The sequence below is a fragment of the Halapricum hydrolyticum genome (genome assembly GCF_025517535.1).
In the GTDB taxonomy this organism is placed as follows: domain Archaea; phylum Halobacteriota; class Halobacteria; order Halobacteriales; family Haloarculaceae; genus Halapricum; species Halapricum hydrolyticum.
Genome location: NZ_JAOPKC010000001.1, coordinates 443,511 through 467,494 on the forward strand (window position 1 = coordinate 443,511; position 23,984 = coordinate 467,494).

Here is a 23,984-nt window from a genome sequence, read left to right on the forward strand (position 1 = left end):
TCGTTACGAACTTTCAGCCGACAGTATAACAACGGTTTTGTCACCGCCAGCGGCAACCAACTGTATGGACATCGACGAGCGATTCGAGTTGACGACTCGCCACACGCGGGAGGTCGTCACCGAGGAGGAGTTGCAGACGCTGTTCGAAGAGCGCGACGAGCCGCGGGTCTACATCGGCTACGCCCCGACGGGCGAGATGCACATCGGCCACTTCACGACGATGCGCAAGCTCGCTGACTTCCTCGATGCCGGACTGGACGTGACGGTGCTGATCGCCGATCTGCACGCCCATCTCGACGACGAGAAGAGCCCGTTCGATCTGCTGGAGGCACGTTCAGCGTACTACGAGGAAACCATCCGGGCGATGATCGACGCCGCCGGAGCCGATCCCGACGGGATCGAGTTCGTCCGTGGCCGGGAGTTCGAACTCGACGAAGACTACTCGCTCGAACTGCTGCGGATGGCTGCCGAGACGACGATCTCCCGTGCCAAGCGCGCAGCCAGCGAGGTCGTCCGCGAGTCCGATTCGCCGAAACTCGGCGGCCTGCTGTACCCGCTGATGCAGACGCTCGACGTGGACGCGCTGGACGCTGACATCGCATACGGCGGCGTCGACCAGCGCGGGATTTACATGCTCTCCCGGGAAATCCTGCCCGATCACGGCGGGGACGCGCCGATCTGCCTGTTCGCCCCGCTTCTCTCGGGCCTGTCGGGCGGGAAGATGAGCGCCTCCGATGAATCCTCGAAGGTCAACCTGAACGACTCGCCCGAAGCAGTGTCCGAGAAGCTGCACGACGCCTACTGTCCGATGGGCGAGGTCGAAGACAACGGCGTCCTGGAGTACGTCCGGTATCTCGTCTTCCCGATCCTCGACCAGCGCGAGGAGTCGTTCGTCGTCGAACGACCCGAAAAGTACGGCGGCGATCTGGTCTACGAGAGCTACGAGGAACTCGAAGCCGACTTCGTCGAGGAGGAACTGCATCCCCAGGACCTCAAGAACGCCGCTGGCGAGTACATCTCCGAGATCATCGATCCGATCCGGACTCGGCTCGACGACCAGCCGGAGCTGCTGGCAGGGGCCTACCCCGAGAAGTACGGCGGCGGAGCCAACTGATTGCTGCGACTGTCTGTCGCGTCTCTGTAGCGAGAAGTCGCTTCCCGAGAGCGCTGCCTGTCATAGATCGACGCAAGAATTTCCGCAAATCAGAAATTCGGTTTTTGTTTTGCGAAATCTCGTTTTTCAATAGAGAAATTATAAGTGGGTCGCGCACATACACACGATCGCAATGAGTACCCAGAAGGATATCCGCCAGCAAGCGGGAACCGTCGACGAGAATCCCCTCCGCCTCGAGCAGGGGAAGGCCGAACAGGTCGTCGAGGCGCTGAACACCGACCTCGCCGCGACGTACGTCCTGTACCACCAGCTCAAGAAGCACCACTGGAACGTCGAAGGCGCGGAGTTCCGAGACGTGCACGTGTTCCTCGGTGAGGCCGCCGGACGTGCCGAAGCGGCCGCCGACGAACTCGCCGAGCGACTGCAGGCGATCGGTGGCGCTCCGGTCGCGGGCGGGAAGAACCTCGAAGCGCACGCCCCGGTCGAGCCCGAAGACGACGACGTGTACGACATCCGTACGTCCCTGGAGAACGATCTTGAGATCTACGGCGACATCATCGAGAGCCTCCGGGATCACGTCGATCTCGCGACGAACCTGGGCGATCACGCGACCGCCGAGATCCTCCGACAGATCCTCGTCGAGGTCGAGGAGGACGCTCACCACCTCGATCACTACCTCGAAGACGACACGCTGGTCGTCAGCGAATAGGCCAGAGAGACCGATCTTGTGAACCGCCTCGGGGTCAAGTGGTTCGAGAGACTTCGTCTCTCGTCATCACGGAAGACTGCGTCTTCCGTACGACCCCGAGGCTTCTTCCCGTGGATTAGTCGGACACGCCTCGGATACCATTGGTCTGGTCGCCTCGAACGGTATCAGAGGTCACGGTCGGGCCGTCCACAGGCCCCGATGCCTGCCGTCGCAACTCCCACTTCCGCACCTGCGGGAGTGTGTTGAGAGCAGGCACATCTCTATTGTCTTGCTTTCGCAGCCACTTCTGTGCGACACTCACGCCAGCGCCACGGTCGGCGTGGTCTTGATGCTCGCACTCACAGCACTTGAACCGCTTCTTGTGGCGGTTCGCCCATTCTGTGTGTCCACAAATAGGGCATTGCTGGCTGGTGTACTCTGGGTCAACATCGTCTGAGGGAATCCCTTGCCACGCGGCTTTGTAGCTGATGAACTCTCGAAGTTTGGCGAACGGTAGTGAGTGCAGACGGCGGTTCATTCGAGTCCCGTATTCAATGTCGTCTCGCATGTTTTCGAGGTCTTCGAAGACAATCACAGGACTGTCGAACCGTTGAATCCACTCGACCACGCGCCGTGAAACCGTGTGTAGCTGGTCGTGAACGAACCGTTGTTCCTTGTCGCGGAACACGTCGTTGAACGCGGTCTGTCCGGCTTCCTGCATCCGTTTCTGCATCGTGAAGTACCGATGTCGTTCTTCCTTGATTTCCGGGTAGTCGATAACGATTGAATCTTCGATACCACTCTCGGTCAGTGCCGCTAGCGCAACACAGTCTTCGTTAATATCGACACCGATGACTGTTTCTGCCGCTGTTTTTGCACCAACTTCGGCGGTTTCGTTCGTGACGGTGACGTGCAATTCTTCGCGTTCGTTTCGGACAAGCGCCTCGGCGGTACCAACGTGCCAGTCATCATCTTCGATTGCCTGTGCGAGCAGGTCGAACTGGTCTTGCGTGCCGCGAAGCTCGCCTTTGACGTGATTGTACGGTTTCGCACTGATGCGGAACCGTACTGTTTCGTCTTCGAGAAAGAGGTTGTAGCCTTCGCCGTAGTTCATCCGCAACGGGAACGTCTCGTGTTTGTACCACGGGCGTCCCCAGTCGTCGTTGTCGTAGTAGTTGTCGAGTGCGTCGAAGGCTTTGCCGATGATGCGCTGTGCGGTGTTTTGCACGAGGTTGGCGTTCTGCTCAACAACATCTTCTATCTCGTCCCAGTCCCACCCGTCATAGTTGAGGCGTAGCACCTCGTTGAACACCCGGCGACACTCCAATCGAGCGTCGTGAAGCAAGCTCTCGTTGCCACTCTGCACGTCCAGCGGGAACACGAGTGTCTTGGTGAGAGCCTGTGTGTGCGTCATTCTTGGTCGTTCACCCAGTCTCGGACGAGTCCACGCACGACTTCGGACTTGGTTTTCTCAGCGTCTATGCATTGCTTCGAGAACTCCTTGTATAATTCGTCCTCCAAGTCCACAGTGAGTCGTTTAGTCATCTCACACATACTGCTTATTTGCTGAAATACTTAAAACTTGTCCACGTACTGGTCTGTATGGGTGAGAAACGGTCAAACCACACGGTATACAACGTCAACCACCACTTTGTGTGGTGTCCAAAGTCAAGCAAAGCGTAGCTTTGCGTACCTCGCGGGATCTTCGATCCCGCTCAGTATCGACACCCGATACTGGGTGTGATAGAAGACTCACTAGAATCGAGTTTTCGAGAGGTGTGCGACAAGTACAACTACGAGATTCTGTCGTTGCACATCTCACCCGACCACGTACACCTGTTCTTGTCGGCACATCCCAAACACGCTCCGAGCAAGATTGTACGGACAGTCAAGAGTATTACAGCACGAGAGATGTGGCAACAACACGAACTCCTGTTACAGGAATACCTGTGGGGTGGTGGGTTCTGGGAAGAATCGTACTACGTGGGGACGGCTGGTGACGTTTCGACCGATACGATTGAACAGTACATCGAGCGAACGGAGCACGTTTAACCGAGCTTACGGCCTTCACCCTCGGGGTCAAGCCCCGAGGCACTCGGCCTGCTCCGCCTGTAGAAGGAGGACTATCGCGACGGCTCGACGGTCGTGTCCGTCGCGATCCAGGCGTCGGGGTTGCCGTCCTCGGTGAAGACGGTCTTGTCTTCCGTCGGGGAGTGAGCCGACACCGAGGGCCAGTCCTCGACCGCGTCGTCGGGCGTACGGGTATCTGCCATCGCCATGGATTAGGCGAGCCTAAAGATAAAAGCGTTCGGATGTTCCCGACGACGTGAGAACGGACCGCGTCGGTTTTAGGGTGATGGGGAACGAACGGACGTTATGGCCGACGACGACCCTCCGGACGTCGAACAGCAGCTCGCGGAACTCACTCGGACGGTCGCGCAATTGCGCGAGCAGCTCGAGCGCGAGCGACGCCCGCTTCTGGCTCCGCGACCGCCACGGGCCGACGAACTCCGGCAGTTCACCAGCGAAGTCGCGATCCCGGGTGCGATACTGTTGCTCGAGACGAACGTCCGCGCGCTGCGGCTCCTCCAGCGAACCATTCGGCTGGCTGACGGGACCGACACACAGGACGGCGGCGAATCGGTCTCACAGCGGGCCGAGCGCGCCGGATCGAAGGCGCTGTCGCGTCTGGAGAGCGCGCTCGAAGACGTCCAGTCGGCTCTCGACAGCCAGCCGCCGGACAGCGAGGCGCGCGACCTGCTCGAAGACGCCCGGCGACTCCAGGCCGAAATCGAAGAGCAACTCGGTGACGGGGACGAACCGGTCGAGACCGGCCCGTCAGTCGACGTCGAATCCGAACTCCAGTCGATCAAAGATCAGGTCGACAACGACGACGAGCAGTAATATCCGAGTATGCGCGTGGCCACCGACAGCGTGCTCGTCGGACTCCTCACCGGCAGTGGCGCCGTCGCGCTCGCGCTGCTGTTCGCTGATCCGACTGCCGACGATACGGCAGGGCTCTGATCGTTGCGTTCCTCTCATACGGATTATTGTACGTCTGTGCCGCATCGACCACCGGGCGGCCGAGCGATAAATCGGTACGATAATCTGTATCACTCAACGGCGCGTTTTTCGCTGTGACCCGCTACTCACCGCCCCTCGCGACGTTTCTCGTCTGAGATGGTCGGGAACGACACACTCTTTAGGCTGGCCTAAAGAGTGGCAGATATCCGATGACCGACGACATTTGCGTGATCGTGCCGACGATCCGGGAGTACGAGTGCGTCCGCGAGTACGTGGCGAACGCTCGCCGCCACGGGTTCGACACCGACCGGCTGCATTTCGTGCTCGTCACGGAGGACTTCTGTGACACCGATGCGATGGACACGATGCTCGAAGAACTGGACGTTTCGGGCGAGGTTTTCGACGGAAGCGCCCGCGAAGCGTGGTTCGCAGAGCAGGGGATCGAGGAATACGGCCATCTAATTCCCGAGGCGAGCCACGCCCAGACGAGTTTCGGCTTGCTGTATCTCTGGGCGGGCGAGTTCGAGTACGGCGTGTTCATCGACGACGACACGCTACCCCACGAAGGAATCGATTTCTTCGGGACGCACATGGACAACCTCCAGTACCGGGGCGCGATCGAGGCCGTCGAGTCGGACGAGCGCTGGGTGAACGTCCTCTACCAGACGGACACGGACCTGTACCCGCGTGGCTACCCCTACAGCGCGATGGGCGAGACCGTCCGGACGGAGACGGCGACCGTCTCCGAGGTCGTCGCCTCCCAGGGACTGTGGACGAACGTCCCCGACCTGGACGCAGTGCGCATCCTGATGGACGGCGACCTCGATGGGCAGGCCCAGACGAGACTCGACACCGACGCGTACGGTCGCGACTTCGTGGCCGCGCCTGGCCAGTACCTGACCGTCTGTTCGATGAACCTCGCGTTCAAGCGCGAGGTCGTCCCGGCGTTCTACCAGTTGCCGATGGACGACAACCCATGGGACGTTGGCCGGTTCGACGACATCTGGAGCGGCGTCTTCCTCAAACGCGCCGCGGACCTGCTTGGCAAGCAGATCTACAACGGCGCGCCGCTGTGTGAGCACAACAAGGCACCGCGATCGACATTCGGCGACCTGGCCAACGAGGTCGCCGGGCTCGAACTGAACGAACACGTCTGGGAACTGGCCGACCGCGTCTCCGAAGCCGACAGCTTCGCCGACGCGTTCGAGCGCATGGCCGACGAACTGCTCGCCGCCGAGGCGAACGCCTACGAAAACGGCGAGTTCCTCGCGTACGTCGGCGAGCACATGCACGACTGGCTCGACTGTCTCGCCGCCCTCGAAGCGGACGGCACGGAAGCCACGCAGTCGACCCGGACGATTGCAGACGACTGAGACGAACCGCCAGCCTTATGTTTATTAGGCCAGCCTAAAACAATGATGACAGCTGACGACAGCAGGCGCGACGACCGTGCAGCGACCGCAGGTTTCCGGCCTTCTCGACGCCGTTTTCTGGCGACAAGCGGTGTCGCCGTGACTGGCGCGCTCGCCGGATGTAGCGGGTTGTTCGGCGGCGACGACGGCGATTACGGGGCGCCGAACTACGACGCGGTGGATGCGGCGATGGAAGCGGCGGCACTGAGCGAGTTCCAGGGATCAGGTGCGATCCTGGAGGGGCGTCCCGCTCCCGGCGGGCGCTCGATGGAGGAGTTACCCAACCTCTCCGGTGAGCTGGCGATCTATCTGGGCGGTGGCGAAGGCGGCCTGTATCTCGATCTGTTCGACGTCCTGGAAGAGGTCTACCCCGAGTTCTCCTATACCTCCCAGTCCAAACCGTCGAGCGAACTCGCGACACAGATCGTAGAGGAAGCACGGGCGAACCAGCTCCAGGCGGACCTGTTCATCTCGATCGGCGCGGGGTCGCTCGGGACCGTCGTCGAAGAAGACGCCACTCGCCCGATGACGGACGAAACGGTCGAGCCCGTGCCCGAGGCGTTCGTCGAACCGGACAACAACTGGGTCGGAGTCGCCGGCCGCGCCCGGGCGATTCCGTACAACACCGAACAACTGGACGACGGTGACCTGCCGGACAACGTGATGGAGTTCCCGGACGCCAACGCCCTGCAGGACGTGATGGGGTGGGCACCGACTTACGGTGCGTTCCAGGACTTCGTCACCGCGATGCGTCTCCAGGAAGGCGAAGACGCGACTCTGCAGTGGCTCGAGGACATGCAGGCGGCCGGCATCCAGTCCTACGACAACGAGTTTTTGATCTCCGATGCGGTCTCAACCGGCGAACTGGCGGCCGGATTCGCCAACCACTATTACGCGTTGCGCGTGCTCAACGGCTCGCCAGAGCGACCGCTGGATCTGCACTTCACCCGCGGTGACGCCGGATCGCTCGTCAACGTCTCTGGGGCGGCATTGCTCGATCGCGACGAGAACGCTGGACTCGCGGACGTGTTCGTTCGTCATCTCCTCTCGGCGGAGGCCCAGGAGTTCTTCGCCACCCGGACCTACGCCTATCCGATGCTGCCCGGCGTGCAGCCGGTCGGTGACCTCCCGCCGATCGACGAACTGGAGACGCCGGACATCGACCTGACAGAACTGGCAAACACCGGTCCGACGACGGACCTGCTGACCGAAGCCGGGGTGCTGTAACGGGCACGATGTCAGTCAGCGACCGTATCGAGGGCGTCTCTCGCCGCCTCGGACAGCGTTCGCCGAGCGACGTCCAGACGCTCGTACTCGCGCTGCTCGCGGGGTCGGTCGCGGTGGCTGTACTGACGCCGCTTCTGTGGGTGCTCAACAGCGCTCGATCGGTCCCCGTCGATCGCTTCTTCGACATCCTGTTCCGGCAGACGACCCTCGACATCTTCCTCAATACGGTCGTGCTGGTGGTCGCGGTCACGGCACTGTCGATTCTGATCGGTGTCCCGCTTGCGGTGTTGACCGCCCAGACGGACCTGCCCTTTCGTCGGCTGTTCACTATCCTCGCGGCGTTGCCGCTGGTCGTTCCCAGCTACATCGGGGCGTTCGCGTTCGTTTCGGCGTTCGGCCCGCGAGGCGTACTCGCCGACGCGCTCGCCCCACTCGGGATCGAACAGCTTCCCTCTATCTACGGGCTCGTCGGCTCGGTGATCGTGCTGACGCTGTTCACGTACCCGTACGTGTTTCTCACGACCCGGGCGTCGCTGCTGTCGATCGACGGCCGCAGCGTCGAGGCCGCCCGGACGCTCAACCACACTCGCCTGGGGGCGTTCAGGCGGGTCACCCTCCCCCAGTTGAAGCCCGGTATCGCCGCGGGCGCATTGCTGGTCGCACTGTACACTCTGTCGGATTTCGGGACACCCGCGATCATGCAGTTCGACGTGTTCACCCGGATCATCTACGTGCGTACGACCGCCCGACAGGTCGATTTCGCGTCGATCTTCTCGATCCTGCTGGTCGGGCTGACGGTCGTCATCCTGCTTGCCGAGTCTCGCATCGAGCGCGGCGGCGAGACCTCCGCGTACGTCAATCGCGGCACGGACCGACCCGGTGTCGTCCGGCTCGGCCGATGGCGGTGGGTGGCGGCGCTGTTCCCGCTCGCTATCGCGACGCTGGCGCTGGCGCTGCCACCGGCGATCCTGTTTACGTGGCTCGGGCGCTCGACGCCCGAACTGGCCGGTGCAGCCGTCGACTTCCAGTGGACGTTCGCGTGGAACTCGGTGACAGTCTCCGCACTGGCGGCAGGCGTGTCCGTGCTCGCGGCGCTGCCGCTCTCGTATCTCTCGGCCCGCGGGAAGGGGCGGCTCGCGTCGCTGCCCGAGCGGGCGAGTTACGTCGGCTACGCCGTTCCGGGCGTCGTCGTCGGATTCGGACTGCTGTCCGTGGCGCTGAACGTCACGCCGTTCCTCTATGGCTCGCTCGCGGTGCTGGTGTTCGCTTACGTCGTCCGGTTTCTCCCCCAGGCCGTCGGGACGACCCGATCTTCGATCCTGCAGGTCGATCCGCAGCTGCTCGAGGCCGCCCGGACGCTCGGGAAGCCGCCGCTGGTAGCGTTTCGGAAGGTCGTCCTGCCGCTGGTGATGCCCGGGATCGTCGCCGGAGCCGCGCTGGTCTTTCTCACCAGCATGAAGGAACTGGCCGCGACGCTTCTGTTGCGGCCGTTCGGCTTCGAGACGCTGGTGACCTACATCTGGCAGGTACAGGAAGCCGCGGCGTACGGCCAGGCCGCCGTGCCGGCACTGGTGCTGGTCGGCATCTCGGCGCTGTCGATGCTCGTGATACTCGGACGGGAGCGATACGATGTCAAGGAATGATCACACGACGACGGTCGAACAGCCCCTCGAAACGACCACCGAGACCGACTCGTTCGGCCAGCCGGTCCTCGAACTGGCCGACGTCACCAAGCGTTTCGGCGGCGAGCGCGCCGTCGAGGGCGTCTCGCTCGACGTCCGGGAGGGCGAACTGGTGACGTTGCTCGGCCCCAGCGGCTGTGGGAAGACGACGACGTTGCGGATGATCGCCGGGCTCGAGACGCCCACCGAGGGCACGATCACGATCGGCGGCGAGCGCGTGGCCGGAGCGCGCGACGCGACGCCACCCGAGCAGCGCGACGTGGGGCTGGTCTTCCAGGAGTACGCGCTGTTCCCCCATCTGACCGTCGGGGAGAACGTCGCCTTCGGACTCGACGACGCGGACGCCGACGAGCGCGTCGAGGAACTGCTCGAACTCGTCGACCTCGAAGGGTACGCCGACCGGAGTCCCGAGAGCCTCTCGGGTGGAGAACGCCAGCGGGTCGCGCTGGCGCGCTCGCTCGCTCCGGAGCCGGACGTGTTGCTGCTGGACGAGCCGTTCTCGAATCTGGACGTGCGGCTGCGCGAGGAGATGCGCGAGGAGGTCCGCCGGATCCTCAAGGCCGCAGGCGTGACGGCGGTGTCGGTCACCCACGACCAGGAGGAGGCGCTGTCGATCTCAGACCGCGTCGCGATCATGAACGACGGCCGAATCGAACAGGTCGGCCGCCCGGAGGACGTGTTCGGCCATCCCGAATCGCGGTTCGTCGCGAGCTTCCTCGGCCAGGCGAGTTTCCTCACCGGCACTGTCGTCGAGGGCGGCGTCGACACCTCACTGGGACTGCTCGACGACCGCCAGCTCGACGGTTCGATCGAAGAGTATCGCGGCGCCGAGATCGAGGTGCTGGTCCGGCCCGACGACCTCCGGGCGATCCCCTGTCCCGGCCCCAGCACAGACGGCGAGGTCGTCCACCGCCAGTACACCGGCCCCTCGTTCGTCTACCGGGTCGAACTCGACGCCGGTGACGTGGTCCACTGCCAGCACAACCACGCGACGGAGTTCGACCACGGGACCCGCGTCTGTGTCGAACTCGAAGCCGACCACTCGCTGGCCTGGTATCCCGCGGAGTGATGGCGGGCCCAGACGCCCTCATGCGGCGCCTACCCGCGCCCCTCCGGAAACGGGCACGTGACCCGGAGACGCGCTGGCGCGTCGCAGTCGGGCTGCTGGCGCTGCTCGCCGGAGCGGTCGTACTGTTGATCGCCACGCGCGTCTTCCCCTCTCACTCGCTGAACCACGACGAGGGCGTCTACCTCCAGCAGGCCCGGATGTTGCTCGACGGACAGCTCTTCCTCCGGCCGCCCGTCCCGGAGGCGTTCCGGCCGTGGTTCTTCGTCGAGAGCGACGCCGGGATGTACTCGAAGTACTCGCCGGTGGTTCCGGCGATGTACGCGCCCGCGCTCGCGTTCGGCGCTCCCCGGCTCGTGCTCGCGGCCGTCGGCGCGGGGATCGTCGCACTCGTCGCCGCACTGGGTGCCGAGCTGTTCGACCGCCCCACTGGACTGCTCGCGGGCGTCGTAGTGCTGGCGTCGCCGCTGTTCTTGCTGAACGCGGCGACCTTCCTGCCGTACGCGCCGACGACGTTGCTGAACCTGACGTTCGCGCTCTCGTATCTTCGGGCCGATCGCACGGAGAGTCCCCGGCTGGCAGCCGTCGCCGGCGGTGCGATCGGACTGGCGTTTTTCGCCCGGCCGTACACTGCAGTACTGTTTGCCGCCCCGTTCGTCGGACACGCGCTGTGGACGCTGCGAACCCGCGATCGCGAGGTCTGGGTCCGCCAGGGGATCGTCGCGGCGGTCGGGCTGGTCGGCGTCGTCGCCGCGCTGGGGTACAACGCCCTTGTCACCGGCTCGATCCTGGAGTTCCCCTATCACGCGTTCGCCCCCCGTGACGGCGTCGGCTTCGGAACGCGCGAGTTGCTCGGCCGGGAACTCGAATACACGCCAGAACTCGCCGCGCGGTCGAACGCTCGTGCGCTGGAGACGCTCGCGAGGGACTGGGCCCCAGCCGGCCTGCTCGGCGTCGCTCTGGCTGCTGTCGGCCTCGTCGTGGCGCTACGGAACCGGACGCCCCGACGGCTCGCCGTCGCCGGATTGGTCGTGTCGGTCCCGATCGGGGAGGCGTACTTCTGGGGGACGCTGAACATTCTGGGCGATGTCACCGAGACCGGTGACGGACTGATCGCCTACCTGGGGCCGTACTATCACTTCGATCTGCTCGTGCCGCTTGCGCTGTTCGCAGCGCTTTCGCTCCGGGCTGCCGGTTCGCGCGCGTGGGTGACGCTTGACTGCCGGTTCGAATCACGACAGGCGCTGGCAGCGTCGCTGGCGATCGCTGCAGTCGTCGCCGCGGTCGGCGGCGCGGCGGCCGTCGCAACCGCCGCCGAACCGGTCAATCGGAACCGAGCCGTCACCGAACGCTACGAGGCCGCCTACGAACCCTTCGAGGAGCAGTCGTTCGAACACGCGCTGGTCTTCCTTCCCCAGCCGTACGGCCCGTGGTTGAACCATCCCCTCCAGCCGCTCCGCAACGATCCGGACTACGACGGGCCGGTAGTCTTCGCGCTGGAAGAGCGACCGTTTGCGGTCGTCGACGCGTTCCCTGAGCGACAGCCCTACCGGTATAGCTTCCGCAATCCGTGGCCGCCGACGGCGGGCGAGCCGGTCGAGCCGCGACTCCGGCCCGTCGAAGTCGTCGAGGGGGACGCCGTCGAGCTTTCGATCGCTGCAGGCCTGCCGACGTACGCACAGAGCGTTTCGATCCGCATGGACAGCGGCGACGGCCGCGAGCGGCGAGCGATTGCGGCTGCTGGGAGCACGCTACGCCTCTCGCTCGAACTGTCCGACGGCGTCGCGACGCTCGACGGCCCCGAGATCGAGGATCCGGTCCGCGTCCCGGTCGACGGTCGAGAGACGCTCGAACTGGATCTGTTCGTCGACTACGGGACCGGTACCGGGTTCAGTTACGCGCTCTCGACTCCCGTGGCGGCGACAGACGGAACCGTGCGGGCGATCTCGCCGCGGCTGCAGCTCTGCGAGCTGGCACAGCGCTGCGACGGCGCGGCCGCGTATGTGCCGGGAGCGACGCGCCAGGGACAGACTCTGAACGCGACACTCGAAGTGATCGAACCATGACACATGAAACAGACGATCGGCTGAACAGAGCAGAAGACGACACGGAGACGCCGAAGCTCTCGCGGCGGGACGCGCTGGTCGCGCTCGGTGCGGCCGGCGTCGGCGCTGCCGGACTCGGGGCGCTGGCGTGGGACGAGTTCGGTGACGAGCCACCCGAGCAGCGCGGGACCGACGACCCGTCCGGACAGCGCGAAACGATCGTCGCGGCGGCCGAGGCGCTGTATCCCGAACGGGTTTCGGGGATCGACTCGTTCGTCGAGCGGTACGTCGTCGGTCGCGTGCAAGACCGCCCCGCGTATTTCGACGGCGTCCGGACCGCCGCTCGGAACCTCGACGACTACGCTCGACACTGGTACGACCAGCCGTTCGCAGCGCTCGATCGGGGGACGCGCCAGGCGGTCTTCGACGACTACGGTCTGGCCGATCGCGATCCCGACCCCGACGGAACGGAGCGAGAGCGCGTCCGGTATTACCTGATCAACGAACTGCTCTTTGCCTTCTACTCGTCACCGACCGGCGGGTCGCTGATCGGCCTGGAGAATCCGCCCGGCCACCCGGGGGGCATCGAGACCTACCAGCGCGGCCCACGTGGATGACCGAACGCCGCGAGGTCAGCGGAGTCGTTCCTGAACGCCGACGCGCAGGATCGACCCGGCGATCTCGGCCCCGCCGGAGATCGGATCCAGCGTCGTCTCGCCCGCTCGCTCGCGGTAGTCGATATCGATCTCGCGAACGTCGTAGCCACGGCAGAGCGGGCGCAACAGCAATTCCGCGGAGAGACCGGTGTTCTCGGTCCACTCGATGTCCTCGATGACCGACTTCCGGTACGCGCGCATACCGGTGGTCGTATCGCGGATGCGCCGGCCGACCAGCAAGCTCGCGACGGCAGCGAACAGGTGGTTGCCGAATTGGTTGAACCGCGGCATCGTCTCGGCCCCGCGCGAGAGTCGATCGCCGCTGACGACGTCGGCACCGCCGTTGATCGCCGCCAGAAAGTCCGGCAGCCGCTCCATGGGATAGGTATCGTCGCAGTCGGTCGTGACTACGATCGGCCGGTCAGCAGCACGGAGGGCGCGCTCGACGGCGACGCCGTATCCCTGTGGCTCCTGCTCGATGACGCGTGCGCCCTTCTCGCGAGCGATCTCCGGCGTCCGGTCGCTGGAGCTATCGACGCAGACGACCGACGCTCGGCCGCTCGTCACACGCTCGATGTCGTCGAGCACCGTTCCGATCGCCGCCGCCTCGTTGAACGTCCCCATGACGACTGTGACATCGTCGAAGGTGTACTCGCTCATCGTGTGTCCCGACTCCGCCCCGGCCGTATTTTAGGCTTGCCAAAAAGATTGGCGGGTGCATTGGGGCATGTATTGCCGGATTTCGCTGGCGATCGGTGTGCACACCCGTTGGTTATTTCTACTTTGCCAACAGTAACGAGGGTACGAGTATGTCATCCAGAAAGTACACGCGCCGCAGCCTCATGCAGAAGGGCGCGGCAGGGGCCGGATTCGTCGCGCTCGGATCGCTTGCGGGATGTAACGGCGACGACGGAAACGGGAACGGCAACGGGAACGGCAATGGCAACGGCAACGGTAACGGAACGCCGACTGACGAGGAGACTCCGACTGACGAGGAGACCCCGACCGAGACGCCTAACGGTCCGCCAGCAGTCGAGATGCGTCCCGGCGACATCGTGCCGGCACGAGCGGGTGCAGTCGTCTCGATGGACGTTCAGGCGATGCTGAACGACGACGACCTCCGGGACGTCGGCGACTCGATTCTCACCCAGCTCCAGGAGTTCGACCAGGAAGGCAACCTGCCCCAGGACGTCGATTCGGCGATCGAGATGGCCCGCCAGGAAGCCAATCTCGATCCGACCGGATTCCAGCAGGGGCTGCTGTTCATGGAAGTCGAAGCGTCCGGCGCCGACGAGGAGTACGTCGGGATCGCCATGCAGACCGACTGGACCGAGGACGAACTCGTCGATGCGATCGAATCGGAGGGCGACGAACAGCTCCAGCAGTCCACGTATGGGGGATATACACTCTACACGTCCCAGGACAGTACCGACGAAGGTGGCATGGCGGTGCTCTCGGACGGCCAGTACGTCCTCGGGACGATGAACGTTCTCGAGGACGTCATCGACGTCGTCAACGGCGACGCCGACCCGATCGCGGGCGAACTCGCCACGCTGTACGACGACACGACCGCGGGCCACGTCGCGTTCGCGACTGTCGTGCCGGACGACGCGCTCAACGAGGAGGACTTCCAGAACGACGACATTAGTCTGGACAACGTCGACGAGATCGAGTACATGTCCGGCAGCGTCTACAAGACCGACACCACGTACGGCATCGAGATGAACATGTGGACCGGCGATTCGCAGACTGCAGGCGATCTGGGTGAGGAGCTGGATAATGCCCTGGGCGCTCTCACTCTCAGTTCGGATATCAGCGAGGAACTCAAAGAGCGGATCAACGATATCGAGGTGACGGTCTCGGATCAGACTGTGACGATGTCTTACGAGGAAGACATCGAGCAGGTGAAGACCTACATCGAAGAGAACGTGATGAATCTACTCTTCCTGATCCTGCTCGGCGGCGGAACGACAGTTTGAGCTACCCACGACTGAAGTCGTGGGTTTTCGTCCCGCATTTTCTATAAGAACTTCGCTCGGTTTCATTCTAGTCACACCCCGGGTGGCCCGTCCCGGCCGACGACGATCTCGTGTGCCTCGATGTCTTCGAGCGCAGCGACCTGTCCGCCGACTTCGATCTCGCGGTCGCCGGTGTCGACGACGATCGACGCCGCGATCCAGTTGCTCCTGGAGCTCACGTTGACGATCTTTCCCTCGACGAGCGTGTGCTCGCCCGTCTCGACGTCCCGCCCGTCGATCGAGGCGTAGTACGTCCCATCGAGTCGCGACAGGTCGGCCACGCACCGCCGGATCGTCCCGTACCGGCGCGGGAACCGATCCGCAACAGGCTCCTCGACGACCGTCTCGGCCGTCGTCCACAGGACCGTGTTCAGAAAGCCCGAGAGCAAGAAACCCAGCTCCGATCGGTTGAATATCACGCCGTAGCGGTCCTCTGCGCCTTCGATCCCCTCCCGGGTCGCGTACATCGCGTACTCGCCGTCAGCCACGGCGACGATCGGCGTCGTCACGCCGCGTCGCGTCCGGACGGTCGTGGCAACGTCGACGTAATCGAACTCTTCGGGACTCGGCACGGCGGCGGCGGGCGAGAGCAGGATCTCGACCGCGACGCCCCCGCTCTGGACCGACGCGAGCGTCTCGTGGTACCGTTCGAGCAGGTCGGGCGTCAGCGACACCATCAGCTCGTACTCCGCCGACTGGATCACGTCTTCCAGATACCGAAGCATCGTCGGCCGGGATTTCACCAGCGAGACGCCCTCGGCCTCGCGGGCCGGCTTCGTGTACCGCTCGTTGAGCCCCTCGACGAGCGAGGATAGCGAATCCCGATAGTCCGCGAACGCCTCCTCGGGATCGATTGCCAGAACCTTCATCGGCCGAGACTCCCGGAGTTCGACCAACCCGCTGTCGCTGAGGCTCCGAACAGTATCGTACACCCGCGGCTGGGGGATGTCAGTGTATTCGGCGATCTCTGCGGCCGTGAGTTCGCCGTGCTCCAGGATCGTCAAATACGCTTTCGCCTCGTACTCGCCGAAGTCGAGCCGTTCGGCGATGTGCTCCAGCGACGAGAGTAGGTCGTCCGACGCCATTACAACGTTATTCTACGAGCGAATAAATCAGTCCTTTGTTATTGGTCCGATGTGTCACTCAGACTTGCAAACTCGACGATGGCTTTGATCTGGTCGTCACTGTCGGCGAACGCGGGTTCGAACTCGGTCGGTGCGGCGACGGTCGTAAGCAGTTCGTCGAACAGCCACTCCGGCAACGCCCGAAGTGTTCGGACAGCCCGGCGGAAGTGGCGTTCGTTCGAGTTGACCGAGCCGATCAGCGCCTTGTTGTGGGTCACCAGTTCGGTGTGCAGCGATCCACCGTCGATTTCGAACGTCCAGGAGTCGGGGATCCCGAGCAGAGCGACGACGCCGTTCGGCGCGAGTGCGCGGATCGATTCGAACGGGTGTTTCGCGTACCCCGTCGCCTCGTAAATAAAATCCATGCCGCCGTGTTCCTCGGGGATTTCCGGCACGGGCGTCTCCCGAGAATCGATGTAGGTGGCGCCGAGTCGTTCGATCACCTCGATCGTCGGATCCGGCCGGTCTCGACGACCCAGACAGTAGATGTCGTCGAACTCCTGACGGAGCATCGCCAGTGTTACCAGCCCGAGTGCACCGTTGCCAAGCACCAGCGCACGCTGGGGCGACCAGTCGAACGGCGACCGGGACGCGTAGGCGTGTTCGATCGCTTTCTCGGAGACGCTGATCGGCTCGACGAACACGCCCCGTTCGGCCAGTCGTCGCGGGATCTCGACGAGCCTGCGCTCCGAGACGGCGACGTACTCGGCCATGAACCCGTGCGCGCCCGAGATTCCACACTCCCGGTGTTTCCCGGGCGGGGCCATGTCCGGCTCCCCGCGATCGAAATATTCGTTCGGACCGTCGTCCAGCCGCCGGCGGACTGTCGGCACGACCACGTCCCCCGTCTCGTAGGCCGTTCCGTTGGGGTCCTCGACGACGCCGACGGCTTCGTGACCGAGCACGAGGTGATCGTCGCCGGGCGGGAACGACCCGGGACCGTCTTCGAGCACTTCGTGATCGGTACCGTCGATTCCGACCCGGAGCATCCGAACCAGTACCTCACCTTCGTCCGGGTCAGGTCGCGGCAACTCGATCAGTTCCGGCTCGTGTCGCTCCCGACGGACGACGATCGCTCGCATGTGTCCCATCCCGTCCGGCCGGGGCAAAAAACCTGGCCGGTGGGTCCTGTCGACCTGGCCAGCACGTCACCCCGAACTCTGGTCGGCCCGTCGATTCCACCCGCGCGTTTACGGCGATCCGATCCTAACGAGAAGTATGCGAGTTGCAGTCTTCGGCGGCGGCTACGCCGGCCTCCCGCTCGTTCGCAGGCTCGAACGACGGCTCCCGGCGACAGACGAGATCGTCCTCTTCGACGACAGTCCCACGCACACCGTGCGCCACGAGGTGCATCGAGTCATCCGACGACCCGACCTCGCCGAGGCGATCTCCATCCCTTTCGACGATATCCTCGGTCGCGCCCACCACCGCCAGCGACGCGTCGCCGATATCGACCCCGAGCGACAGGTAGCGACACTCGTCGACGGTGAGACGGTCGATTACGACGCGGGCGCGATCTCCCTCGGCGTCGAGACGGCGTTCTACGGGCTCGAAGGCGTTCGCGACCACGCGACGCCACTGCGGACGGTGGAGCACGCCCGCGAGATCCGGGCCGGCGCGTTCGAGGCGTTCGAAGAAGACGGTCGGATCGTCGTCGGTGGCGCGGGGCTGTCAGGGATCCAGGTCGCGGGCGAGATCGCCGCGCTGGCAGCCGAACATGACGTCGACGCGACGGTGACGCTTCTCGAACAGGCACACACGATCGTCCCTGGCTTCCCCGCGGACATGCGCCGCGGGTTGCACGAGGAACTGGACGCACGCGGGATCGAGGTCCGAACCGGCGTGGGCGTCGAGCGAGCGGACGAGGCGACGGTCGGCCTCGAGGACGGCTCGGAGACCTCCTACGATCAGTTCATCTGGACCGGGGGGATCAGGGGGACCGACGCCGTTCCGGATCGGCCGGCGGTTCCGGCGACGCTCCGGCTGACGGATCGGACGTTCGCACTCGGCGACGCGGCACGCGTGACTGACGTCGACGGGCGCGTCGCTCCGGCGAGCGCCCACACCGCGATCAGGCAGGCTCCGGTCGTCGCCGAGAACCTGGCAGCACTGCTCGCGTTCGACCGCGAGGGTGGCCGCGGGTTCGAACCCCGACTCGACCGCTACGACTACGATCAGCTCGGGTGGCTCGTCAGCGTCGGCGACGGTGCAGTCGCGAAAGTCGGCCCACAGGTCCTTCGCGGAGCGGCAGCGACGGCAGTCAAGCGATCGGTCGGGGTCGGGTACCTGACCTCTATCGGTGCCGTTCAAGACGCCGTCGAACTACTCGCAGAAGAGTTGCGTTAGTCGTCGAGGAGCGCGACCTCGGGTTCGGTCCAGATCACGAATTCGCCGTCGCGCTCGATGACACCGTTGACCGCCTTTTCATCGAGCGGCGAATCCTTCACCTCCGATTCGGTAATCGGCATGACCTGCCGCACTTCGTCGACGACCCAGCCGACGTGGCCCTGCTCCTCGAACGTCCCGTCGTCGAAGACGATGATCAACTGTTCGTCGTCGGTCTCTTCGATATCCAGAGACACCTTCGGATCGAGGATCGTCGTGATCTGCCCCCGGAGATCAACGACGCCGCGAACGTGTTCCGGGGTGTTCGGCACGCGCGTGACTGTCTCCTCTTTGACGATCTCTTCGACGTGGTGGATGTTCAGGCAGTACCGCTCGCCGCCGAGGCGAAATTCCAGCACGCGGATCTCTTCTTCCGCTTTCGTCGTTTCGTCCGGCTGTGTCGCTGCCGGCCCCTCGATCTCCGCCGGCAGACCGCCTTCGGGCGTGTCTTCGTCGACTTCTGCCGGGCCACCGGAGTCCGCGTCGGCGTCTCCGTCAGCCTCCGCGTCACCTTCGGTATCCCCAGCACTCCCGGAGTCGGTACTCTCGAAAGCCGCCGCTGCGGCCGCTGCGGACGATACAGCCGCAGCCGCGTCGTCGTCCGGTTCGGTGCCGTCGTCCAGTCCGGTGCTGTCGTCTGCGCCGTCGTCAGTGCTGCCGTCCGGGCTGTCGTTCCTGTTGTTTGCCTGTTGACCGTTTCCGGTCGTGGCACTTTCGTCCGTCGATTCCGACGTTTCGCCGGCCGTTGCATCGTTTGCAGTCATTTCGTTAGCTTTGGACTGTGAGTCCGGCTCAGTTTCCTCAGGGGACTCTTCGAACCATTCGGACGGCTCGTCGTCCGTGGACTCGGCCGCCTCAACGTCCGATTCGTCCTCGGTAGTCGCTTCACTCGAGCCGTCGATACGCTCCTCGGTTGGTCCGTCAGTGGTCGTCGACTTCCCGGCAGTCGTCGGTGTCTCATCACCGGCGGCCGGTTCGTCTTCGGCCGACGCGTCAGTATCGGCGGCCGGTTCGTCTTCGGCCATATCGACGCCGTCCGGTGCCGGGTTCCCGTCAGCCTCATCGCCGGTCGAGTCGACGCTGTCTTCCTCGGTCGAGTCAGTGCGACGCCCCTCGCGCATTCGTCGGATACGTTTCGCCCGTTCCATACGTTCGTCGTCGTCAGTCATGTGTCACCTCGTGCTCGTTTTCGCTGGTAAACCCGAATCGCTCGTCGAACGCCGCGGCGATGTCGAGAAAGACATCCGCCATGTCGACCGTTTCGTCGGTGGCAAAGATCGATTTCCCGTCCTTGAACGCTCGCTGGAGCGCGACCCGCTTTCGGACCTCCCAGACCGGGAACTCGTCGAAGACCTCATTGAGCCAGTCCAGCATCATCCGGTCTTCGTTGGTTTTTTCGACGCGATTCGCGACGACGCCCATCGTCTCGACAGTGATGCCGGTCTGTCCTTCCAGTGCCGCCATCTGATCGATGAGCAGTTCGATCGCCCGCTCGGAGGTCGCCTCCGTCAGCGCCGGCACGAGGATGTGCTGGGAGGCGTAGATCCCAGTGTCGGTCAGCTTGCCGTAAAACGGCGGCGAGTCGATGATCACGTAGTCGTACTCGCCCTCGATTCCTGCCAGCGCTTCGTCGAGCACGTCCAGCGCGTGTGCACCCGAGATTGCTTCGGGAGTGACGTTGATCCCGAGCGAGGCCAGTGCCGACGGGTCAATGTCCGTCTCCGGATCGTGTTTGACACGAGCGATGAGGTCGGCGATCGTCAGCTCGTGTTCGGCCTGCAGGAGGTCGATGTTGCTCGGCAGGACGTCCATCTCCTCGTGCTCGACGATCAATTCATTTACTCGATCACGCTGGCGGTGATCGGTCAGCACGTCGAAGAACGTGGGCGGTTCCTTGTCGTAGGCGTCCAGCAATCCCAGCCCTTCCGTGGCATTGCCCTGGGGGTCGAGATCGACGAACAGCACGTCACGGCCGCGCTCGTTGAGCGCTCCCGCGACGTTGATGGCGATCGTCGTCTTGCCGGTCCCGCCCTTTGCGTTCGTGACGCAGACTCGCGCGGACCGCTTGTCGGTACTCATCTCTACCGTTGCACGGGACTCCGGCACGACACGTTATAAAAATACGCTCCGGCCTATCAAAACGGAAAATCGGACGCGCCAATCACGTCCATCCCGCCCTGATTCGCGGCCGCCACGTTTCTTGTTAACACTCATATAAGTATTAACTCACCTCTGAATAAAGACTTATTACTGTTTGGAGTCTACCATCACATGCAATCATGGCTACATCAATGCGCACACAACACGCAGCACCGTTCACGATCAGCGAGGCGGATAGTGACGCCTCCCCCGAGACGGGGATCGTCACGCGGACGAAACGCTACACCTTCTACTGGCTGGTCGGCGAGGAGCCGATCTTGCTGACGGTCAAAGACTACGACGGGACGAACGTCACTGGAGAGGTCGATCCTCCGGATAGCATGCTCGAGCGAGTCGCTCAAGCCGGTTAATGTGAAGCTAGCCGACAGCAGTTGCGGTCAATCGTCGAGTTGATCTCGGACCACCGGTGGAACTTCGCGATCCGGACGAACCTCGTGATCTGAATCCGATCCGGGCACGCGCGTCGCGAGTTCCGGGATGGATGGCTTCCCATCTTCGAGAGACGGATCGAACAGTTGCAGCGCCGTGTTGATCGTCGACCAGTCGTCAGCTTCGGCCGCGTCCCGGAGGCCGCTCGTCGGCGGGGCGAGTAGCTGATTGACGATCGCGTCCGCCATCGACTCGACGACTTCCCGTTCGTCTTCGTCGAGATCGAGCTTCGCGAACGCCTTCTGCAGTTCGGCGGCCTTGCGGCGTTCCGCGCCTTCGTACATCGCCGAGATGACCTCGTCGGCCCGCTTGCGCTTGTATTGCGTGAGCAGTTCCTCGAACGCCTCGTCGATCAGGGCCTCGACTTTCAGTGCGGCGTCCCGGCGCTGTGCGCGCGTCTCGTCGGTGACCGACTCCAGCGCGTCCAGGTCGTATCGCGTCACACCGGACAGCCGACCGACGCGTTGCGGGACGTCACGTGGCTGGGCGAGATCGAGCACGACGGTCTCGCCAGCGTCGGCCAGCAACGCCGGTTCGACGACGGGCTCGGACGTCGCGGTCGCCGAGATGACGACGTCAGCGGCAGACACGGCCCGTTCGAGGTCGTCCATGCCGAGCGATTCGCCCTCGATGGACACCATATCGAGGACGCGATCCGCGCGCTCGACCGTGCGGTTCACCACGAGCAGCCGAGCCGCGTCGGTCCTGGCATCCAGGGCTTTCGCCGAGAGGGTTGCCATCTCGCCGGCCCCGATCACCGCTGCGGTCGCCCCATCGAGGTCGTGCTCGGAGGCGGCCAGTTCGACGGCGGCGCTACCGACCGAGACGACGCCGTCGTTGATCGCTGTCTCCGAACGGGCGCGCTCCCCGACGTGGATCGCTTTGGTAATCGCGTGCTCCAGCACCGAACCGATACCGTCGACGCTACGGGCGTCCTCGTAGGCGTCTCGGACCTGTCCGATGATCTGGTCCTCCCCGATGACGAGCGATTCCAGTCCGGTTGCCACACGCATCAGGTGACGCAGGCTCGCCTCGTGATCCATCCACTCGATCACCGAATCGGGCATCTCCGCGGCGTATTCTTCGAGAACAGCCCGTCCGGTATCGACATCGTCAGTGACGACGTAGGCCTCGACCCGGTTGCACGTCTGTAGAGTGAACGCCTCCGTGACGGACGCGTTGTCGAGTAGACGGCCGGCCGCAGCGCGTTGGCTGGTCGCCGCTGCCGACTCGATCTCGTGGACGTTCGCCTGGCGGTGAGACACGCTCATGCCGGTGATGACGCCTGTCGCCTGTGTCACGTAGTCTCACCCGTGGTCACTACGATCACGTTGTCGTTCCTTCCTGTGTGTTGGATCCGCCAGTATCTAAACCTGTTCAAAGAGTATGTGCCGCGGTATCATATATTCGGGGGCACAGTCTCACACGCTGGGGAGGTCATGATCGGTTTCCACACGCTGGGGTGGTCACGACGCGTGTGGGCCTTCGACACCGACGACGGTGTAGCCGGCCTCGGAGACGGCTTCGAGGATCGCGTCCTGGTCGGCGTCGGCCTCGTAGTAGAAGACGATCCGGAACGTTCCCTCCCGGAGGAGTTGCTGACACTCCCAGACGAACTCCTCGTCTTCGAGCGTCAGGCCCTGATGCTGGTTGAGACCGAACTGCGGATCGTCGGTGCCCGAGTAGACGAACGTCTCCTCGTCCGGCGCGGCGTACTCGGCGATGATGTCACCGATCTCGATGGTCGCCTGGTTCAGTTCGGCTTCCTTGTCGCGACCGAGATCCGTGTGTACGATCAGGCCGTTGAGCTCGATCTCACCGGGTTCGAGCAGTTCCTCGGCCTGTTCGTACAGTTCCTCGTCGATGATCTCTTCGGGCATTGTCGAATATCCGGCGGCCGGCCTAATACGCCTCACGATGTCCGTTCCGGGACCCCATCAGAGGTTCCGGGACCCCATCAGAGGACCCGTCCCGGAACACAACACTCATATCGACTGATAGTTATGACTCACGTGTGCGATCGCTGCTTCGTGGCCCGGCGACGCGGCTGTACGAGACGCTTCTGGAGTGGGAACTATCGGGGACGCCGGACCACGTGGCTGTCATTCAGGACGGGAACCGCCGGTACGCCCGAAAGCAGGGCGAGCACGCGACCGACGGTCACAGGGAAGGAGCACAGACGACCGAAGCAGTCCTGCAGTGGTGTGAAGAGCTGGGGATCGAGGAACTGACACTGTACGCCTTCTCGACGGAGAACTTCGAGCGTCCGCCAGCAGAGCGCGAAGCGTTGTTCGACTTGCTCGAAACGAAGCTCCGGGAGTTTGCCGACGCGGACCGCGTCCACGAGGCGGGCGTCCGTATCCGTGCGATCGGCGAGATCGACCGCCTGCCGGAACGGGTGCAAGATGCCGTCGCCTACGCCGACCGGCGCACGCGCTCGTACGATCAGTTTCAGCTCAACGTCGCGCTGGCCTACGGCGGCCGCGCGGAACTGCTGAACGCGGCCCGCGGCATCGCTCAGGACGTGCGCGATGGCGACCTCGATCCCGACGCAGTCGACGTCGAGACAGTCGACCGGCGGCTCTACGACGGGCCGACTCGCGACGTCGATCTCATCATCCGGACCGGCGGGGACGAACGGACGTCGAACTTCTTGCCGTGGCACGCCAACGGCAACGAGGCGGCCGTGTACTTCTGTGCACCCTACTGGCCGGAGTTCCGGAAGATCGATCTCCTGCGGGCAATTCGGACCTACGAGTCGCGCGAAGCGTCCTGGCGGACGACCAGAGTCCAGCGCGCGCTCGCGCTGGTCCGGGCGATCGAGAACGAACGCGGCGACGGGGGACAGATACTCGAACGCCTCCGCGAGCGTCTCCCCCGCGAGCAGGCCGACGCCCTATCCGAGCAAACCGACGTTGAGCGCCCCGCGGACTGATACTACCGGCTGTAACTTT

23 protein-coding genes and 1 pseudogene are annotated in these 23,984 nt (G+C 64.0%); 14 read left to right on the forward strand and 10 right to left on the reverse strand.

Features of this window, described 5'->3' with window-relative positions; translation table 11 throughout:
- Positions 1-64: 64 nt before the first annotated feature.
- On the forward strand, positions 65-1,114 hold the full coding sequence (locus tag OB916_RS02365) for a tyrosine--tRNA ligase (protein ID WP_315907668.1): 1,050 nt from the start codon (positions 65-67) through the stop codon (positions 1,112-1,114).
- Between the two features lie 172 nt (positions 1,115-1,286).
- Positions 1,287-1,823 carry a DNA starvation/stationary phase protection protein DpsA gene (gene dpsA, locus OB916_RS02370; RefSeq protein WP_315907669.1) on the forward strand — a complete coding sequence of 179 codons (537 nt, stop codon included), beginning with the start codon at positions 1,287-1,289 and terminating at the stop codon, positions 1,821-1,823.
- Between the two features lie 115 nt (positions 1,824-1,938).
- Here dpsA and OB916_RS02375 read toward each other — a convergent pair whose 3' ends face one another.
- On the reverse strand, positions 1,939-3,216 hold the full coding sequence (locus OB916_RS02375) for a transposase (protein ID WP_315907670.1): 1,278 nt from the start codon (positions 3,214-3,216) through the stop codon (positions 1,939-1,941).
- Positions 3,213-3,356, reverse strand: coding sequence for a ribbon-helix-helix protein, CopG family (locus OB916_RS02380; RefSeq protein ID WP_315907671.1), 144 nt, complete (start codon positions 3,354-3,356; stop codon positions 3,213-3,215). The genes OB916_RS02375 and OB916_RS02380 overlap by 4 nt, the downstream gene beginning before the upstream one ends.
- 48 nt (positions 3,357-3,404) lie before the next feature.
- Between OB916_RS02380 and tnpA the strand changes: the two are divergent.
- Positions 3,405-3,854: pseudogene (tnpA, locus tag OB916_RS02385) on the forward strand (IS200/IS605 family transposase).
- 71 nt (positions 3,855-3,925) lie between these two features.
- On the opposite strand, the gene OB916_RS02390 reads toward tnpA, so the two are convergent.
- On the reverse strand, positions 3,926-4,075 hold the full coding sequence (locus OB916_RS02390) for a hypothetical protein (protein ID WP_315907672.1): 150 nt from the start codon (positions 4,073-4,075) through the stop codon (positions 3,926-3,928).
- A 103-nt stretch (positions 4,076-4,178) separates the two neighbouring features.
- Between OB916_RS02390 and OB916_RS02395 the strand changes: the two genes are divergently transcribed.
- From OB916_RS02395 to OB916_RS02425, 7 genes are all read left to right on the forward strand, one after another.
- The gene (locus OB916_RS02395; RefSeq protein WP_315907673.1) at positions 4,179-4,706 is read left to right on the forward strand and encodes a DUF7547 family protein; all 528 of its coding nucleotides are present in this window, start codon (positions 4,179-4,181) and stop codon (positions 4,704-4,706) included.
- A gap of 329 nt (positions 4,707-5,035) precedes the next feature.
- The gene (locus tag OB916_RS02400; RefSeq protein ID WP_315907674.1) at positions 5,036-6,199 is read left to right on the forward strand and encodes an alpha-1 4-glucan-protein synthase; all 1,164 of its coding nucleotides are present in this window, start codon (positions 5,036-5,038) and stop codon (positions 6,197-6,199) included.
- Positions 6,200-6,244: 45 nt separating this feature from the next.
- On the forward strand, positions 6,245-7,465 hold the full coding sequence (locus tag OB916_RS02405; RefSeq protein WP_315907675.1) for an extracellular solute-binding protein: 1,221 nt from the start codon (positions 6,245-6,247) through the stop codon (positions 7,463-7,465).
- Positions 7,466-7,473: 8 nt separating this feature from the next.
- Positions 7,474-9,108: an ABC transporter permease gene (locus tag OB916_RS02410; RefSeq protein WP_315907676.1), complete on the forward strand. Its 1,635-nt coding sequence runs from the start codon at positions 7,474-7,476 to the stop codon at positions 9,106-9,108.
- Positions 9,095-10,216 (forward strand): ABC transporter ATP-binding protein, encoded by a 1,122-nt coding sequence (locus tag OB916_RS02415; protein ID WP_315907677.1) that lies wholly within the window; start codon positions 9,095-9,097, stop codon positions 10,214-10,216. Before OB916_RS02410 ends, OB916_RS02415 begins: the two co-directional genes overlap by 14 nt.
- The gene (locus OB916_RS02420; protein ID WP_315907678.1) at positions 10,216-12,279 is read left to right on the forward strand and encodes an ArnT family glycosyltransferase; all 2,064 of its coding nucleotides are present in this window, start codon (positions 10,216-10,218) and stop codon (positions 12,277-12,279) included. Before OB916_RS02415 ends, OB916_RS02420 begins: the two co-directional genes overlap by 1 nt.
- A complete protein-coding gene (locus tag OB916_RS02425) occupies positions 12,276-12,875 on the forward strand; it encodes a gluconate 2-dehydrogenase subunit 3 family protein (RefSeq protein ID WP_315907679.1) in 600 nt (199 codons plus the stop codon). Before OB916_RS02420 ends, OB916_RS02425 begins: the two co-directional genes overlap by 4 nt.
- 15 nt (positions 12,876-12,890) lie before the next feature.
- On the opposite strand, the gene OB916_RS02430 is transcribed toward OB916_RS02425, so the two are convergent.
- On the reverse strand, positions 12,891-13,574 hold the full coding sequence (locus OB916_RS02430; protein ID WP_315907680.1) for a dolichyl-phosphate hexose transferase: 684 nt from the start codon (positions 13,572-13,574) through the stop codon (positions 12,891-12,893).
- Between the two features lie 149 nt (positions 13,575-13,723).
- Here OB916_RS02430 and OB916_RS02435 point away from each other — a divergent pair, with 149 nt between their 5' ends.
- Positions 13,724-14,893: a hypothetical protein gene (locus OB916_RS02435; RefSeq protein ID WP_315907681.1), complete on the forward strand. Its 1,170-nt coding sequence runs from the start codon at positions 13,724-13,726 to the stop codon at positions 14,891-14,893.
- 71 nt (positions 14,894-14,964) lie between these two features.
- Here OB916_RS02435 and trmB read toward each other — a convergent pair whose 3' ends face one another.
- Positions 14,965-16,017 (reverse strand): HTH-type sugar sensing transcriptional regulator TrmB, encoded by a 1,053-nt coding sequence (gene trmB, locus OB916_RS02440; protein ID WP_315907682.1) that lies wholly within the window; start codon positions 16,015-16,017, stop codon positions 14,965-14,967.
- Positions 16,018-16,055: 38 nt separating this feature from the next.
- A complete protein-coding gene (locus OB916_RS02445) occupies positions 16,056-17,138 on the reverse strand; it encodes a glucose 1-dehydrogenase (protein WP_315907683.1) in 1,083 nt (360 codons plus the stop codon).
- 136 nt (positions 17,139-17,274) lie between these two features.
- On the opposite strand from OB916_RS02445, the gene OB916_RS02450 reads away from it, so the two are divergent.
- The gene (locus OB916_RS02450; protein ID WP_315907684.1) at positions 17,275-18,402 is read left to right on the forward strand and encodes an NAD(P)/FAD-dependent oxidoreductase; all 1,128 of its coding nucleotides are present in this window, start codon (positions 17,275-17,277) and stop codon (positions 18,400-18,402) included.
- On the opposite strand, the gene OB916_RS02455 is transcribed toward OB916_RS02450, so the two are convergent.
- Positions 18,399-19,610 carry a chemotaxis protein CheW gene (locus OB916_RS02455; protein ID WP_315907685.1) on the reverse strand — a complete coding sequence of 404 codons (1,212 nt, stop codon included), beginning with the start codon at positions 19,608-19,610 and terminating at the stop codon, positions 18,399-18,401. The two genes, OB916_RS02450 and OB916_RS02455, sit on opposite strands and share 4 nt — an antisense overlap.
- A complete protein-coding gene (locus OB916_RS02460; RefSeq protein WP_315907686.1) occupies positions 19,603-20,520 on the reverse strand; it encodes a ParA family protein in 918 nt (305 codons plus the stop codon). The genes OB916_RS02455 and OB916_RS02460 overlap by 8 nt, the downstream gene beginning before the upstream one ends.
- 200 nt (positions 20,521-20,720) lie before the next feature.
- Between OB916_RS02460 and OB916_RS02465 the strand changes: the two genes are divergently transcribed.
- Complete coding sequence (locus OB916_RS02465; RefSeq protein ID WP_315907687.1) at positions 20,721-20,951, forward strand: hypothetical protein; 231 nt, start codon at positions 20,721-20,723, stop codon at positions 20,949-20,951.
- A gap of 27 nt (positions 20,952-20,978) precedes the next feature.
- On the opposite strand, the gene hemA is transcribed toward OB916_RS02465, so the two are convergent.
- Together hemA and OB916_RS02475 are read right to left on the reverse strand one after the other, a co-directional pair.
- Positions 20,979-22,331 carry a glutamyl-tRNA reductase gene (gene hemA, locus OB916_RS02470; RefSeq protein ID WP_315907688.1) on the reverse strand — a complete coding sequence of 451 codons (1,353 nt, stop codon included), beginning with the start codon at positions 22,329-22,331 and terminating at the stop codon, positions 20,979-20,981.
- Between the two features lie 165 nt (positions 22,332-22,496).
- Positions 22,497-22,910: a DUF5778 family protein gene (locus OB916_RS02475; RefSeq protein ID WP_315907689.1), complete on the reverse strand. Its 414-nt coding sequence runs from the start codon at positions 22,908-22,910 to the stop codon at positions 22,497-22,499.
- Positions 22,911-23,044: 134 nt separating this feature from the next.
- Here OB916_RS02475 and uppS point away from each other — a divergent pair, with 134 nt between their 5' ends.
- Entirely contained in the window at positions 23,045-23,965 is a 921-nt protein-coding gene (uppS, locus tag OB916_RS02480; protein WP_315907690.1) for a polyprenyl diphosphate synthase, read from the forward strand.
- Positions 23,966-23,984 lie beyond the last annotated feature (19 nt).

Excerpts from the sequence above, each read along its gene's own strand:
- OB916_RS02365 (WP_315907668.1), top strand. The coding sequence starts at position 65 with ATGGACATCGACGAGCGATTCGAGTTGACGACTCGCCACACGCGGGAG.
- dpsA (WP_315907669.1), top strand. The coding sequence starts at position 1,287 with ATGAGTACCCAGAAGGATATCCGCCAGCAAGCGGGAACCGTCGACGAG.
- OB916_RS02375 (WP_315907670.1), bottom strand. The coding sequence starts at position 3,216 with ATGACGCACACACAGGCTCTCACCAAGACACTCGTGTTCCCGCTGGAC.
- OB916_RS02380 (WP_315907671.1), bottom strand. The coding sequence starts at position 3,356 with ATGTGTGAGATGACTAAACGACTCACTGTGGACTTGGAGGACGAATTA.
- OB916_RS02390 (WP_315907672.1), bottom strand. The coding sequence starts at position 4,075 with ATGGCAGATACCCGTACGCCCGACGACGCGGTCGAGGACTGGCCCTCG.
- OB916_RS02395 (WP_315907673.1), top strand. The coding sequence starts at position 4,179 with ATGGCCGACGACGACCCTCCGGACGTCGAACAGCAGCTCGCGGAACTC.
- OB916_RS02400 (WP_315907674.1), top strand. The coding sequence starts at position 5,036 with ATGACCGACGACATTTGCGTGATCGTGCCGACGATCCGGGAGTACGAG.
- OB916_RS02405 (WP_315907675.1), top strand. The coding sequence starts at position 6,245 with ATGACAGCTGACGACAGCAGGCGCGACGACCGTGCAGCGACCGCAGGT.
- OB916_RS02410 (WP_315907676.1), top strand. The coding sequence starts at position 7,474 with ATGTCAGTCAGCGACCGTATCGAGGGCGTCTCTCGCCGCCTCGGACAG.
- OB916_RS02415 (WP_315907677.1), top strand. The coding sequence starts at position 9,095 with ATGTCAAGGAATGATCACACGACGACGGTCGAACAGCCCCTCGAAACG.
- OB916_RS02420 (WP_315907678.1), top strand. The coding sequence starts at position 10,216 with ATGGCGGGCCCAGACGCCCTCATGCGGCGCCTACCCGCGCCCCTCCGG.
- OB916_RS02425 (WP_315907679.1), top strand. The coding sequence starts at position 12,276 with ATGACACATGAAACAGACGATCGGCTGAACAGAGCAGAAGACGACACG.
- OB916_RS02430 (WP_315907680.1), bottom strand. The coding sequence starts at position 13,574 with ATGAGCGAGTACACCTTCGACGATGTCACAGTCGTCATGGGGACGTTC.
- OB916_RS02435 (WP_315907681.1), top strand. The coding sequence starts at position 13,724 with ATGTCATCCAGAAAGTACACGCGCCGCAGCCTCATGCAGAAGGGCGCG.
- trmB (WP_315907682.1), bottom strand. The coding sequence starts at position 16,017 with ATGGCGTCGGACGACCTACTCTCGTCGCTGGAGCACATCGCCGAACGG.
- OB916_RS02445 (WP_315907683.1), bottom strand. The coding sequence starts at position 17,138 with ATGCGAGCGATCGTCGTCCGTCGGGAGCGACACGAGCCGGAACTGATC.
- OB916_RS02450 (WP_315907684.1), top strand. The coding sequence starts at position 17,275 with ATGCGAGTTGCAGTCTTCGGCGGCGGCTACGCCGGCCTCCCGCTCGTT.
- OB916_RS02455 (WP_315907685.1), bottom strand. The coding sequence starts at position 19,610 with ATGACTGACGACGACGAACGTATGGAACGGGCGAAACGTATCCGACGA.
- OB916_RS02460 (WP_315907686.1), bottom strand. The coding sequence starts at position 20,520 with ATGAGTACCGACAAGCGGTCCGCGCGAGTCTGCGTCACGAACGCAAAG.
- OB916_RS02465 (WP_315907687.1), top strand. The coding sequence starts at position 20,721 with ATGGCTACATCAATGCGCACACAACACGCAGCACCGTTCACGATCAGC.
- OB916_RS02475 (WP_315907689.1), bottom strand. The coding sequence starts at position 22,910 with ATGCCCGAAGAGATCATCGACGAGGAACTGTACGAACAGGCCGAGGAA.